Source organism: Pseudomonas sp. TE12508 (assembly GCF_056279485.1).
In genome coordinates this window covers 147,707-160,958 of record NZ_JBWCCN010000011.1, presented here as the reverse complement: position 1 = coordinate 160,958, position 13,252 = coordinate 147,707, and the positions used below count along the sequence as shown (strand labels likewise).

Sequence of the window (13,252 nt, the reverse complement as noted above, 5' to 3'; positions counted from 1 at the left end):
TCGCATGGCATGAGTCTGCGGCTGCCTGAGCCTTTGAGGACAATAAGATGAAATACCGCCTGGGCGACGCCCGCGTCGACACCCATCCGCAGAGTTGGGTCGCACCCAATGCCGTGCTGGTGGGCAAGGTCAAACTGGAAGAGGGCGCCAACGTCTGGTTCAACGCCGTGTTGCGGGGCGACAACGAACTGATCCTGATCGGCAAGAACAGCAATGTGCAGGACGGCACCGTGATGCACACTGACATGGGCTACCCGCTGACCATTGGCACCGGCGTGACCATCGGCCACAACGCAATGCTTCACGGCTGTACGGTGGGCGATTACAGCCTGATCGGTATTAATGCGGTGATTCTCAACGGCGCGAAAATCGGCAAGAACTGCATCATCGGCGCCAACTCGCTGATCGGGGAGGGCAAGGAAATTCCGGACGGTTCGCTGGTCATGGGCTCACCGGGCAAGGTCGTGCGCGAGTTGACCGAGCCGCAAAAGAAGATGCTCGAAGCCAGCGCTGCCCACTATGTGCATAACTCGCAGCGTTACGCCCGCGATCTGGTCGAGCAGGAAGAATGAGCACCACTGAACGACCGGTTCCATCGCCGTGCGTGAACATTTGTGCGCTGGATGAGGATGACATTTGCACCGGGTGTCAGCGCACGGTGGAGGAGATCACGCGCTGGAGCCGGATGGACAACGAAGAGCGGCGCAAGGTGTTGGGGTTGTGTCATGAGCGGGCGAAGTCGAGTGGGTTGATCTGGATGTTGCCCTCCAAATCCGATTCCTGATGGTTGTACGCGGTTCTGTGGCGAGGGGGCTTGCCCCCGTTGCGCTGCGAAGCGGCGCTAAACCTGCGACTTTATTCTTTCAGGCGTATGGCATTTGCTGATTTCACGACTGCTGCGCAGCCGAACGGGGGCAAGCCCCCTCGCCACAGGTGATCTGTGCGTTGAGGATGAAGTACCCTGTGCACCAAAATCGACAGGTACTCCCGCCCCCATGCTCTTCCTGATCGCCTACATCAGCAGCGTTGTGCTGATCAATTACGCTTTTTCCAGCGCCCCGCACCTGGACATCATCTGGTCGGCCTGGGGTGGTCTGGTGTTCGTGCTGCGGGACATGGTGCAAACCCGTTTCGGCCACGGCGCGATCGCGGCGATGCTGGTGGCGCTGGTGCTGTCTTATGTCACTTCTGACCCGTCTATCGCACTGGCCAGCGCGATCGCATTCGCCGTGTCCGAGTGCATCGACTGGCTGGTGTTCAGCATCACCAAGCGTCCATTGCATGATCGCCTGTGGATAAGTTCGGCGCTGAGCATCCCGCTGGACACCTTCATCTTCTTCGGCATGATCGATGCGTTCACTCCGGCCGTGATCCTCACCGCCATGGGTTCGAAGTTCGCAGGTGTGACAGTCGTGTGGCTGATCATGGCCTGGCGCTTGCGTAATCAGGCCGTCGTCAGCTGAAGCCAAAGCCTCAGGTTCATGTAAAATGCCGCGCTTTCTCCCCATGGGAAGCGTGCCAGGCACCGCATCCCTCGATGATCCGCTTCTTGAGGACCTGAGATGACCCGTATCGGAACTCCATTGTCGCCAACCGCGACCCGCGTATTGCTGTGTGGTTGTGGTGAGTTGGGTAAGGAAGTGGTGATCGAGCTGCAACGCCTGGGCGTTGAAGTGATTGCCGTGGATCGCTACGCCAATGCGCCGGCCATGCAAGTTGCCCATCGCAGCCATGTGATCAACATGCTCGACGGCGCAGCCCTGCGTGCAGTGATCGAAGCCGAGAAGCCGGACTTCATCGTGCCGGAAATCGAAGCCATCGCCACCGCGACCCTGGTAGAGCTGGAGTCCGAAGGCTTCACCGTGATCCCGACCGCTCGCGCCGCGCAGCTGACCATGAACCGCGAAGGTATCCGTCGCCTGGCCGCCGAAGAGCTGGGCCTGCCGACGTCGCCGTACTACTTCGCCGACACCTTCGAGGACTACAGCAAGGCCGTCGACGATCTGGGTTTCCCATGCGTGGTCAAACCGGTCATGAGTTCCTCGGGCAAAGGCCAGAGCCTGCTGCGCAGCGTTGATGACGTGCAGAAAGCCTGGGATTACGCTCAAGAAGGTGGCCGCGCCGGTAAAGGTCGCGTGATCATCGAAGGCTTCATCGATTTCGACTACGAAATCACTCTGCTGACCGTGCGTCACGTTGGCGGCACCACGTTCTGTGCGCCGGTTGGCCACCGTCAGGAGAAGGGCGACTATCAGGAATCCTGGCAGCCACAAGCCATGAGCCCGGTTGCTCTGGCTGAATCCGAGCGCGTTGCCAAAGCGGTGACCGAAGCCTTGGGTGGCCGTGGTCTGTTTGGCGTCGAGTTGTTCATCAAAGGTGATCAGGTCTGGTTCAGCGAAGTCTCGCCGCGCCCGCATGACACCGGTCTGGTGACCCTGATTTCCCAGGACCTGTCGCAGTTCGCGCTGCACGCACGGGCGATCCTGGGCCTGCCGATTCCATTGATTCGTCAGTTCGGGCCTTCGGCTTCGGCGGTGATTCTGGTGGAAGGGCAGTCGACTCAGACCGCATTCGCCAATTTGGGCGCTGCGCTGAGCGAGCCGGATACCGCGTTGCGTCTGTTCGGCAAGCCTGAGGTCAATGGCCAGCGTCGGATGGGGGTGGCGTTGGCGCGTGATGAGTCGATCGAGGCTGCACGGGCTAAAGCGACCCGTGCTTCTCAGGCTGTTGTGGTAGAGCTGTAACCGAGGCGCGGCATTCGCGAGCAAGCCCGCTCCCACAGGGTTTTCAGTTGATCACAAATTTTGTGTACACCTGAAAATCCTGTGGGAGCGGGCTTGCCCGCGATGGCGTTTTATCAGGCAACCCGATTCAAATCGTTATGCCGCGTTTCCTTCAGGCACAGCACAGCAATCAGACTGAGTACTGCCGCCCCCGACACATACCCGCCGACATAACTCAAACCGCCCATCGCCACTAGTTTTTGCGCAAAGAACGGCGCCGCTGAGGCTCCGACAATGCCGCCCAGATTGTAGGCCGCCGACGCGCCGGTATAGCGCACGTGGGTCGGGAACAGCTCCGGCAGCAGCGCGCCCATCGGCGCAAACGTCACGCCCATCAGAAACAGTTCGATGCACAGGAACAGCGCCACACCCCAGGTCGAGCCTTGGGTCAGCAGCGGTTCCATCAGGAATCCGGACAGAATCGCCAGCACGCCGCCGATGATCAGCACCGGTTTGCGCCCGAAACGATCACTGGCCCAAGCCGATAGCGGTGTCGCGGCCGCCATGAACAGCACCGCGAAACACAGCAGACCGAGGAAGGTTTCGCGGGTGTAGCCGAGCGTCGAAACACCATAGCTCAGCGAAAACACTGTCGAGATGTAGAACAGCGCGTAACACACCACCATCGAGCCGGCACCCAGCAGCATCGGCGCCCAGTATTGGCTGAACAGCTCGACCAGCGGGATCTTCACCCGTTCCTGACGAGCCATGGCATTGGCGAATACCGGGGTTTCGTGGAGCTTGAGGCGTACATACAGGCCCACCATCACCAGCGCGGCACTGAGCAGGAACGGAATCCGCCAGCCCCACGAACGGAACTGCTCGTCGTTGAGGCTCATGGCCAGGGTCAGGAACAGGCCGTTGGCCGCCAGAAATCCGATCGATGGGCCGAGTTGCGGAAACATGCCGTACCAGGCGCGCTTGCCTTTGGGCGCGTTCTCCGTGGCCAGCAATGCGGCACCGCCCCATTCACCGCCCAGCCCCAGGCCTTGGCCGAAGCGCAGCACGCAAAGCAGGATCGGCGCCCAGGCGCCAATGCTGTCGTAACCCGGCAGCACGCCGATCAACGTGGTGCACACGCCCATCAGCAGCAGGGAGGCGACCAGTGTCGATTTACGCCCGATGCGGTCACCGAAGTGGCCGAACAGCGCCGAACCCAGTGGTCGCGCAAGGAAGGCGATACCGAAGGTGAGGAACGCCGACAGCATTTGGGCGGTACCGGAGGTCTGCGGAAAGAACACCGGACCGATCACCAGCGCTGCCGCAGTGGCATAGACGTAGAAGTCGTAGAACTCGATGGCCGTGCCGATGAAACTCGCGGTGGCTACTCGGGTGGCGGAGTTGGTTGGTTGGACAGGCGTGGTGTCGCTGAACGTTGTGCTGGTCGTCATGCGGTAATCCCTGACAGTCATGTGCCCCAGTGGAGCGAATTATTATGGTCGAATACCCAGGGATGTGGGTTTAACGCAGAGTGCGGGTAGCACGGGGTATGGCGGGGCTGGGTGTCGGGTAGCCCCACTCCATTGCTGGAATGAGGCCCCCTAAGAACCGTACGTGCGCCTTTCAGCGCATACGGCTCAAGCCTTCGCTAAGCCTCGATCAGAGGCCGGTTTGTTCACTGTCAAATCCAACACATGGAGCCGCTGGTGACAAACTGGGTGTAACAATACTCGATTGCCCAAAGAGTCGTCACCGCCTTGAGTGCGGTAAACGATGTGGTGGTCATGCCACCCGGTTTCTTTGGTAACCTCCTGCCCACATAACGCACACCTTCCTTGTTGTTGCTGAAACAGGCTAATTATCTGCTTTCGGTACTTCAGCTTTTTGAGCATCCGTTCCATACGAAGCTTCTCGCCCATTTCCTCCATTGATGGATCGAAGGGGTTGTACCCTCCGCTCACCTTTTTGTGGCGTTCGATGGATGTTTCGGCTATCGAGTACAGCTTCAGGGTTACAAACTCTCCCTTTTTGTTCATCACCTTGACGGCAAATACCCAGTTACGTTGCTCGTGAGCATGGAAATACTTCCTCCGCACCCATGAGGCGTTCTTGTTTGGATGCCGCCGTTTGGCCCAGCGCCATAGTGCGTGGAATATCAGGTAATCCATGCGACTGTATGCCTGCTTTGCCACCACAGGTTGGTGATAAAGCGCCCAGCCCCGCAGCATCGGGTTCAGCGTTCGGATCAGGTCCTCCTGCCTTACCGTCTTTTTGGTGCTTATGACTTCTTTTACCTTGCGATAGAACGTTTGCACGTTCTTCTTGCTTGGTTTGATCAGGAGCTTCCCGTCGTACTTGCGGAAATTCCATCCCAGAAAGTCGAAGCCTTCATCCATATGGATGACATGGGTTTTCTCGAGTGATAACTCCAGCCCTCGCACCGCGAGGAACTGTTCCACCCAAGGTTTGACCTCGTTCTCCAGTATCTCTTTCGAGCTGCCGGTGATCACAAAATCATCCGCATATCGCACCACATTGATTTTCAGCTTTTTGGCCCTTGTCACGCCCAGATGTTGCTTGAGCTGAGTTTCCAGACCATCCAGCACCATGTTTGCCAAGGTGGGAGAGATAATCCCTCCTTGTGGTGTACCCGCATTCGTTGCACTCAGGTGCCCCTTGTGTATCACGCCAGCTTTCAACCATTTCCTGAGGATCGTTTTGTCCGTGGGGACGTTGGCGATCAGCCAGTCGTGGTTGATATGGTCGAAACAGCCTTTGATGTCCGCCTCCAATACCCATTTAGACGAAGCCTTTTGGGATAGGGAGATGAACAGCTGTCCCATCGCATCCGCCGTCGAGCGTTCAATCCGAAAGCCGTAGCTGTTCGGATCTCCCGTGGTCTCTGCGATGGGCGCCAGAGCCAGCAGATACAGCGCCTGCATGGCCCTGTCAGTCATGGTTGGAATACCCAGAGGGCGTTCCTTGCCATTCGACTTCGGAATGAACACACGCCGTAAAGGCCGTGGCTTATATCCGTGGCGCCTCAACCCGTTTGCCGCTTCCCATTTGGCATTGGGTGTATCCCAGAGCACGCGGTCGACTCCCGCCGTGCGCTTACCCTGGTTTTCAGTGACTCGCCGTACGGCCAAGAATCTGGCCGTTCGAGAGTGGGTCAGCATCCGTTGCAAGGCTTTCACCCTGCGCCATTGGCCTTCCCGACAAGCCTTCGCAATCCGTACCTGCATTGCCCGAACATTCCGCTGAACACGACGCCAATCGATGTCGTGCCACTGCTGCGGAACGCCGGAGGGCGCAGACACGGCCTTTAGGCTGTGTTCTATCATGCTGCCTTCCTCTCAAGTTTCCCCGGACAGAAGACGTACGCATCCCCTGACGGGAATGGACGTTCCCGTCAGGGTCGGATTAATTGGAGACCACTACTGCTGGCCTCTAAGATCATTGAGACAGGTTCAGTCAGAGTTCATGCGACGAAAGACCACGCAGAAGTCTGCCCGGTTTCCCGTGGGGTAATGTCTCAACCCCTATCCGAACCATTACAGCCCGGCGTTCGCTTTCTCTGCGATCCCATACCCGCACAGCCAACAGATCCCCTTGCGGTTCACCTGCCCGAAGGCAGCCATACGGGCTTACCACGTTCCCTGCCTGTCACACGATTGGTTTAGGGTCTGCCTATTCACCGGTGGTCTTGTGACGACGTATCCCAACCGCTTAAAGGGATAACCGACCACGTACCTTTTGGTTCGAGCCTGACAGCAGTTTGGGCTCGTCAATCGTTACGATGTTTATCAGCAGTTCACCTGAGTTACCCATGCCAATCAGCCTGGCGCCTCAACCCGGCACTGCTCCGAGTATCTACATTCCGCCTCACGACGGTGATGTACCTATTAGGGGCTACTTTGTAAGAAGAGCTTCACACCTCACCGTTACCAGTGACGCATGTCTTCGTAGGCTATCGTTGGTCGCACAACGAGTCCGCTGCCACCTTGCAGGCAAGGTAGATGGACAATGACAGACAGAGCTTTCGCTCATGTCTCCGAGAGTTGACGAGAGCAGGAACTGCTTATGCAGCATGCTCGAAGAAGTATTGCCTCGTGTGTCTGAGGCGGGAAATAACCCCTGCGGGGATTATTTTCCGCAGGGTTGTGCCTAGAAACAGGCTGGGATGAAACGAGATGAAAGTGCACTCCCGAACCGGGGGAACCGGTTCTTCGGTCAGCGAATAGAGTGCGAGCCGACCTGGATTATGCAGCCGCCAAAGCGGCCAAGTCCTTGAAGCATATGGACTTCTGGGGGGGCCTCAGGATCATGCTCCTGAGCTCAAGTTCTCATTTTGAGAACCCTTCTGGATGCTTTGCACCCCGAAGTTCGGAGACACGCTCTGCGTGTCGCACAAGCGGCTCGATTATAGGAAGGCGGCTAATGATTCAACAAGCGGCTTGGAGGATGCGATGGCTTTTGTGGCGAGGTAGCTTGCTCCCGCTCGGGCGCGTAGCGGCCGCAAACGGCTGAATGCATTCTTTCAGGCTAATCGCGCTGTCTGTGATCGGGCCTGCTTCGCAGTCCAGCGGGAGCAAGCTCCCTCGCCACAGGCAAGCCCCTAGCTACGGGGGGGGCTGTCAGATTTTGGAAAGGGCAGGCACTGAACTGGTATGCCAAATCAACACGCGCGTGACGCGATTGTCTTCCGTCTCCAGAATCTCCAGCCGATAACGCCCGATCTTCAGGCAAACCGCACTCTCCGGAATCGTTTCCAGCGCCTCGGTCACCAACCCGTTGAGGGTTTTCGGACCATCACTGGGCAGATGCCAGCCAAGGCTCTTGTTCAATTCACGAATCGACGCCGCCCCCTCGATGACCAGGCGACCATCGGCCTGCGGGTGGATGTGCGGGTTGTCCAGGCTGTGCTGGCTTTCGAATTCACCGACGATTTCTTCGAGAATGTCTTCCAGGGTCACGATGCCCAGCACTTCGCCGTATTCGTCAACCACCATGCCCAAGCGCCGCTGCTGCTTGTGGAAGTTCAGCAATTGCAGCTGCAGCGGGGTGCTTTCCGGTACGAAGTACGGTTCGTGACTGGCTGCCAGCAGTGCTTCCCGGGTCAGGCTTGAATCCGGTAGTAAATGACGGATCTGTCGGGTGTTGAGCACCGCTTCGACCTGATTGATGTCGCTGTGAAATACCGGCAGGCGAGTGCGTCTGTTATGGCGCAGTTGTTCGATGATTTCTTCGAGGGAATCGTCCAGATTGATTCCGTCGACGTCACTGCGCGGCACCAGAATATCGTTGACCGTGATGTTATCCAGCGCATGGATACCTGACAGCGAATGCGGGCGACTGGCGGCGTGTTCGTGATCGTCATGCCGATCTGCTGGCGCCTCGTCTTCGCTTTGTTGCACCACATTGATTTTGCGGGCGAATGGTCGCATCAGCAGTTGGCTGATGGCATTGAGCAGCCAGGCAGCCGGGTAGACGATCTTCAAGGGTATGCCGAGCAGTGTGTTGCCCAGGCTCAGGACGGCATCGGGATAGCGCACGGCAAGGGTGCGCGGCAGGTAGTCGGCGAACACCAGCAGCACCGCGCTGGCACCGAGGCAGGCAATCCATACACCGTTTTGCGCCCAGGTGAAAATCGCCAGCAAAGTGCTGATGACCACTACCAGCGCGCGGCACAGGGTATTGCAGAGGATCAGGCTGTTGAGCGGGAAACTCAGCTTCGCAACGGGTTTGTCGCTCGAACGCGAGGCCGTGCGCTGGGCCAGCAGCTGCTGTTGTGCAATTTCGATGGCGGTAAACAGCCCCGACCATAAAATCAGCAGGGCCAGCACCGCGAGCATCGGCCCTATGGGCAAGTCGTCCATTAATGCCGCCCGTCAGATATGCAGAATGTATTCGCGGACCAGCTTGCTGCCGAAGTACGCCAGCATCAGCAGGCAAAAACCGGCAAGGGTCCAGCGGATGGCTTTGTGTCCGCGCCAGCCGAGGCGGTTACGTCCCCAAAGCAGCACGCTGAACACGATCCAGGCCAGGCACGCCAGCAAGGTTTTATGCACCAGGTGCTGGGCGAACAGGTTCTCGACGAACAGCCAGCCGGAGATCAGCGACAACGAAAGCAGGCTCCAGCCGGCCCACAGGAAACCAAACAGCAGGCTTTCCATGGTTTGCAGCGGCGGGAAGTTCTTGATCAGCCCGGATGGATGCTTGTGTTTGAGCTGATGGTCCTGAACCAGCAGCAGCAAAGACTGGAACACGGCAATGGTGAACATGCCGTAAGCGAGGATCGACAAGAGGATGTGGGCGAGGATGCCTGGCGCTTCGTCAATGATCTGCACCGTACCGGCGGGGGCGAACTGTGCCAGCACCACGGTGGCGGCGCCCAGCGGGAACAGCAATAGCAGCAGGTTTTCCACCGGAATCCGCGAACAGGCCAGCAGGGTCAGGGCGATGACCGCTGCGGCAATCAGGCTGGCGGCGCTGAAAAAGTCCAGGGCCAGGCCGATCGGTGTCAGCAGATAGGTGATCAGGCTGACGCTGTGAGCCAGCACGGCCAGCACACCGAGCGTGACCAGCAGGCGCTTGTTCGCCTTGGCGCCGGTGGCCAGACGAGTGCCTTGATAGAGGGTCGCAGCGGCATATAAGCAGGCGGCGGCGAGGGTGGTAAGCAAACTGGGTGACAAGGGGAGCATAAATCCTGTTAGGCAAGCCCGAAAGGCGCTGAGTTTGGCATAGAACCCCCATAGCACGAAAGACCATGCAACCTGACGGCGAGGTGTCCGCCAGACGCAGTCTTCGCTATAATCCGCGACCTGCCCACGCCGCAGGCTCGCCGAGCACATGTTTATTCCGGTCTGGGCCGCCATTATCCCGGTCTACACAGGGCCTGAAAGGATCGCGCAATGTTTGAAAACTTAACCGACCGTCTCTCGCAGACGCTGCGCCATGTCACCGGCAAAGCCAAACTGACCGAAGACAACATCAAAGACACCCTGCGCGAAGTGCGCATGGCGCTGCTCGAAGCCGACGTCGCCTTGCCGGTGGTCAAAGACTTCGTCAATTCGGTCAAGGAGCGCGCTGTCGGCACCGAGGTGTCACGCAGCCTGACGCCGGGCCAGGCCTTCGTGAAAATCGTCCAGGCCGAACTCGAAAGCCTGATGGGCGCGGCCAACGAAGACCTGAACCTGAGCGCCGTTCCTCCTGCCGTCGTGTTGATGGCCGGTCTGCAGGGTGCGGGTAAAACCACCACCGCCGGCAAACTGGCGCGCTTCCTTAAAGAGCGCAAGAAGAAGTCGGTCATGGTTGTGTCCGCGGACGTTTACCGTCCGGCGGCGATCAAGCAGCTTGAAATGCTCGCGGGTGAAGTTGGCGTTACCTTCTTCCCGTCCGACCTGAGCCAGAAGCCGGTCGACATCGCGCAAGCTGCTATTAAAGAAGCAAAACTGAAATTCATTGACGTGGTTATCGTCGATACCGCCGGTCGTCTGCACATCGACGAAGAGATGATGGGCGAGATCAAGGCGCTGCATGCCGCGATCAACCCGGTTGAAACCCTGTTCGTGGTCGATGCCATGACCGGCCAGGACGCCGCCAACACGGCCAAGGCTTTCGGCGATGCGCTGCCGCTGACCGGTGTGATCCTGACCAAGGTCGACGGCGATGCCCGTGGCGGTGCCGCGTTGTCGGTACGTGCCATCACCGGCAAGCCGATCAAGTTCATCGGTATGGGCGAGAAGAGCGAAGCGCTCGAGCCGTTCCACCCTGAGCGTATTGCTTCGCGAATCCTCGGCATGGGTGACGTGCTCAGCCTGATCGAGCAGGCCGAACAGACCCTCGACAAAGACAAGGCCGATAAACTGGCCAAGAAGCTGAAGAAGGGCAAGGGCTTCGACCTCGAAGACTTCCGCGATCAGCTGCAACAGATGAAAAACATGGGCGGCCTCGGCGGCCTCATGGACAAACTGCCGAACATGGGCGGCGTGAATCTGGCGCAAATGGGCAACGCCCAGGGCGCGGCAGAGAAACAGTTCAAGCAGATGGAAGCCATCATCAACTCCATGACCCCGGCCGAGCGCCGCGACCCTGAGCTGATCAGCGGTTCGCGCAAGCGCCGGATCGCCATGGGTTCCGGCACTCAGGTGCAGGACATCGGTCGCTTGATCAAGCAGCACAAGCAGATGCAGAAGATGATGAAGAAATTCTCCGCAAAAGGCGGAATGGCCAAAATGATGCGCGGCATGGGCGGTATGTTGCCCGGCGGCGGCATGCCGAAAATGTAAAAGATTCGCGCCGGCAGTCATGTCGGCGCTGCCCACATGGAAGTGGGATCTCCAGCAAACCCGCACTTGGCGGGAGCTGACTGGCCGTTTTCAACGACGGCTCTATAGCAAATCTGGATGGCGACCGATAGGCCGCCGGAAAAAGACATTTGCAAAAGTCCGGATATTCCTTAGAATATGCGGCCTTTCGGGCACCTATGCCCGCTGTGCCTTTAGATTTGCAGCACCGACTACAGGAACGATGTTCACATGCTAACAATCCGTCTTGCCCTTGGCGGCTCCAAAAAGCGCCCGTTTTACCACTTGACCGTAACCGACAGCCGCAACCCGCGCGACGGTTCGCACAAGGAACAGGTTGGTTTCTTCAACCCTGTTGCTCGTGGTCAAGAAGTTCGTCTGTCCGTGAACCAAGAGCGCGTAGCCTACTGGCTGAGCGTTGGTGCACAACCTTCTGAGCGCGTTGCTCAGTTGTTGAAGGAATCTGCTAAGGCTGCGGCCTGAGCAATATGAACGCGACGCCAGCTGTTGCTGATGATTTGATCGTTATTGGCAAAATTTATTCTGTTCATGGCGTTCGCGGCGAAGTGAAGGTGTATTCCTTTACTGATCCGACTGAAAACCTGTTGCAGTACAAAACCTGGACGCTCAAGCGCGAAGGCAATGTGAAGCAGGTTGAGCTGGTCAGCGGACGTGGGAGCGACAAGTTCCTGGTCGCAAAGCTCAAGGGTCTTGATGATCGTGAAGAAGCGCGTCTTCTGGCTGGTTATGAGATCTGTGTGCCGCGCAACCTGTTCCCTGAATTGACCGACGGCGAGTACTACTGGTACCAGCTGGAAGGTCTGAAGGTTATTGATCAACTCGGGCAACTGCTCGGGAAAATCGATCATCTTCTGGAAACCGGCGCCAATGATGTAATGGTGGTCAAGCCTTGCGCTGGTAGCCTGGATGATCGCGAACGCCTGTTGCCCTATACGGAGCAATGCGTGTTGGCTGTCGACCTTGCCGCGGGCGAGATGAAGGTGGAATGGGATGCGGACTTCTAAACGTGGCTAACCTGCGCGTAGAAGTGATCAGTTTGTTTCCCGAGATGTTCTCCGCCATCAGCGAGTACGGCATCACCAGTCGGGCGGTGAAACAGGGGCTGTTGCAGCTCACCTGTTGGAATCCGCGAGACTACACGACGGATCGACATCACACGGTGGATGATCGCCCATTTGGCGGTGGTCCGGGCATGGTGATGAAGATCAAGCCCCTGGAAGATGCTCTGGTTCAGGCCAAAGCAGCAGCCGGGGAGGCGGCGAAGGTAATTTACCTGTCCCCCCAAGGCCGTCAACTGACTCAGTCGGCGGTACGCGAGTTGGCGAATCTGGATGCATTGATCCTGATTGCCGGCCGCTATGAAGGCATTGACGAGCGTTTTATAGATGCTCATGTCGATGAAGAGTGGTCGATTGGCGACTATGTACTGTCTGGCGGCGAGCTGCCGGCGATGGTCCTGATCGATGCGGTTACACGACTGCTGCCTGGAGCTTTAGGGCATGCGGACTCCGCCGAGGAAGATTCCTTTACGGATGGTTTGCTGGATTGCCCGCACTACACCCGACCGGAGGTGTATGCGGATCAGCGTGTTCCCGACGTATTGCTAAGTGGCAATCACGCGCACATCCGGCGTTGGCGTTTACAGCAGTCCCTTGGTAGGACCTTTGAACGACGCGCCGATCTTCTGGAAAGCCGCTCGCTTTCTGGAGAAGAGAAGAAGCTGCTCGAGGAATACATCCGCGAGCGGGACGATAGTTAACAACGTATCGATGGTAGATCCGACGATTTACCTTAGGAGCACAGCATGACTAACAAAATCATCCTTGCACTCGAAGCAGAGCAGATGACCAAAGAGATCCCTACCTTTGCCCCGGGCGACACCATTGTCGTTCAGGTGAAAGTGAAGGAAGGCGATCGTTCGCGTCTGCAAGCGTTCGAAGGCGTAGTTATCGCCAAGCGTAACCGCGGCGTAAACAGTGCTTTCACTGTTCGTAAAATCTCCAACGGTGTTGGCGTAGAGCGTACTTTCCAGACCTACAGCCCGCAAATCGACAGCATGGCCGTTAAACGTCGCGGTGACGTACGTAAAGCCAAGCTGTACTACCTGCGTGACCTGTCCGGTAAAGCAGCTCGCATCAAGGAAAAACTGGCTTAAGTCCAGCTTCCGATGCGCAAGAGCCAGCCTGTTCAGGTTGGCTC

General features: G+C 58.0%; 13 protein-coding genes. 9 read left to right on the top strand and 4 right to left on the bottom strand.

Translation table 11 applies throughout. The features are described 5' to 3' along the window. The first annotated feature begins 47 nt into the window (after window positions 1–47). The 4 genes from ACZ9IM_RS16825 to purT all read left to right on the top strand — a co-directional run bounded on the left by ACZ9IM_RS16825 (window position 48) and on the right by purT (window position 2,744). Window positions 48–572, top strand: a complete 525-nt coding sequence (locus tag ACZ9IM_RS16825; protein WP_003221962.1) for a gamma carbonic anhydrase family protein — start codon at window positions 48–50, stop codon at window positions 570–572. Then, window positions 569–784, top strand: a complete 216-nt coding sequence (locus tag ACZ9IM_RS16820) for a DUF1289 domain-containing protein (protein WP_063341457.1) — start codon at window positions 569–571, stop codon at window positions 782–784. The genes ACZ9IM_RS16825 and ACZ9IM_RS16820 overlap by 4 nt, the downstream gene beginning before the upstream one ends. A gap of 211 nt (window positions 785–995) precedes the next feature. Beyond that, window positions 996–1,463: a 7-cyano-7-deazaguanine/7-aminomethyl-7-deazaguanine transporter gene (locus ACZ9IM_RS16815; RefSeq protein ID WP_008014742.1), complete on the top strand. Its 468-nt coding sequence runs from the start codon at window positions 996–998 to the stop codon at window positions 1,461–1,463. 99 nt (window positions 1,464–1,562) lie between these two features. After that, window positions 1,563–2,744 (top strand): formate-dependent phosphoribosylglycinamide formyltransferase, encoded by a 1,182-nt coding sequence (purT, locus tag ACZ9IM_RS16810; protein WP_123358219.1) that lies wholly within the window; start codon window positions 1,563–1,565, stop codon window positions 2,742–2,744. Window positions 2,745–2,857: 113 nt separating this feature from the next. Here the strand turns inward: purT and ACZ9IM_RS16805 are convergent, their stop codons facing one another. The 4 genes from ACZ9IM_RS16805 to ACZ9IM_RS16790 form a co-directional block, all read right to left on the bottom strand. Then, the gene (locus ACZ9IM_RS16805) at window positions 2,858–4,174 is read right to left on the bottom strand and encodes an MFS transporter (protein ID WP_427627999.1); all 1,317 of its coding nucleotides are present in this window, start codon (window positions 4,172–4,174) and stop codon (window positions 2,858–2,860) included. A 186-nt stretch (window positions 4,175–4,360) separates the two neighbouring features. Next, a complete protein-coding gene (gene ltrA, locus ACZ9IM_RS16800) occupies window positions 4,361–6,067 on the bottom strand; it encodes a group II intron reverse transcriptase/maturase (protein WP_476215363.1) in 1,707 nt (568 codons plus the stop codon). Between the two features lie 1,293 nt (window positions 6,068–7,360). Continuing rightward, a complete protein-coding gene (locus ACZ9IM_RS16795; protein ID WP_427628001.1) occupies window positions 7,361–8,602 on the bottom strand; it encodes an HlyC/CorC family transporter in 1,242 nt (413 codons plus the stop codon). Window positions 8,603–8,614: 12 nt separating this feature from the next. Then, window positions 8,615–9,427 (bottom strand): cytochrome C assembly family protein, encoded by an 813-nt coding sequence (locus ACZ9IM_RS16790; RefSeq protein WP_032830310.1) that lies wholly within the window; start codon window positions 9,425–9,427, stop codon window positions 8,615–8,617. Between the two features lie 210 nt (window positions 9,428–9,637). Between ACZ9IM_RS16790 and ffh the strand changes: the two genes are divergently transcribed. The 5 genes from ffh (at window position 9,638) to rplS (ending at window position 13,208) form a co-directional block, all read left to right on the top strand. Then, a complete protein-coding gene (gene ffh / locus ACZ9IM_RS16785) occupies window positions 9,638–11,014 on the top strand; it encodes a signal recognition particle protein (RefSeq protein WP_008071004.1) in 1,377 nt (458 codons plus the stop codon). Between the two features lie 249 nt (window positions 11,015–11,263). Then, window positions 11,264–11,515, top strand: coding sequence for a 30S ribosomal protein S16 (gene rpsP, locus ACZ9IM_RS16780; protein ID WP_003198088.1), 252 nt, complete (start codon window positions 11,264–11,266; stop codon window positions 11,513–11,515). Between the two features lie 5 nt (window positions 11,516–11,520). Further along, window positions 11,521–12,057 (top strand): ribosome maturation factor RimM, encoded by a 537-nt coding sequence (gene rimM, locus ACZ9IM_RS16775; RefSeq protein WP_046053340.1) that lies wholly within the window; start codon window positions 11,521–11,523, stop codon window positions 12,055–12,057. After that, window positions 12,039–12,812, top strand: coding sequence for a tRNA (guanosine(37)-N1)-methyltransferase TrmD (trmD, locus tag ACZ9IM_RS16770; protein WP_173667518.1), 774 nt, complete (start codon window positions 12,039–12,041; stop codon window positions 12,810–12,812). The genes rimM and trmD overlap by 19 nt, the downstream gene beginning before the upstream one ends. 45 nt (window positions 12,813–12,857) lie before the next feature. Beyond that, on the top strand, window positions 12,858–13,208 hold the full coding sequence (rplS, locus tag ACZ9IM_RS16765) for a 50S ribosomal protein L19 (protein WP_003175895.1): 351 nt from the start codon (window positions 12,858–12,860) through the stop codon (window positions 13,206–13,208). Window positions 13,209–13,252 lie beyond the last annotated feature (44 nt).

Excerpts from the sequence above, each read along its gene's own strand:
- rimM (WP_046053340.1), top strand. The coding sequence starts at position 11,521 with ATGAACGCGACGCCAGCTGTTGCTGATGATTTGATCGTTATTGGCAAA.
- ACZ9IM_RS16815 (WP_008014742.1), top strand. The coding sequence starts at position 996 with ATGCTCTTCCTGATCGCCTACATCAGCAGCGTTGTGCTGATCAATTAC.
- purT (WP_123358219.1), top strand. The coding sequence starts at position 1,563 with ATGACCCGTATCGGAACTCCATTGTCGCCAACCGCGACCCGCGTATTG.
- trmD (WP_173667518.1), top strand. The coding sequence starts at position 12,039 with ATGGGATGCGGACTTCTAAACGTGGCTAACCTGCGCGTAGAAGTGATC.
- ACZ9IM_RS16805 (WP_427627999.1), bottom strand. The coding sequence starts at position 4,174 with ATGACGACCAGCACAACGTTCAGCGACACCACGCCTGTCCAACCAACC.
- rpsP (WP_003198088.1), top strand. The coding sequence starts at position 11,264 with ATGCTAACAATCCGTCTTGCCCTTGGCGGCTCCAAAAAGCGCCCGTTT.
- ltrA (WP_476215363.1), bottom strand. The coding sequence starts at position 6,067 with ATGATAGAACACAGCCTAAAGGCCGTGTCTGCGCCCTCCGGCGTTCCG.
- ffh (WP_008071004.1), top strand. The coding sequence starts at position 9,638 with ATGTTTGAAAACTTAACCGACCGTCTCTCGCAGACGCTGCGCCATGTC.
- ACZ9IM_RS16820 (WP_063341457.1), top strand. The coding sequence starts at position 569 with ATGAGCACCACTGAACGACCGGTTCCATCGCCGTGCGTGAACATTTGT.
- ACZ9IM_RS16795 (WP_427628001.1), bottom strand. The coding sequence starts at position 8,602 with ATGGACGACTTGCCCATAGGGCCGATGCTCGCGGTGCTGGCCCTGCTG.
- ACZ9IM_RS16790 (WP_032830310.1), bottom strand. The coding sequence starts at position 9,427 with ATGCTCCCCTTGTCACCCAGTTTGCTTACCACCCTCGCCGCCGCCTGC.
- rplS (WP_003175895.1), top strand. The coding sequence starts at position 12,858 with ATGACTAACAAAATCATCCTTGCACTCGAAGCAGAGCAGATGACCAAA.
- ACZ9IM_RS16825 (WP_003221962.1), top strand. The coding sequence starts at position 48 with ATGAAATACCGCCTGGGCGACGCCCGCGTCGACACCCATCCGCAGAGT.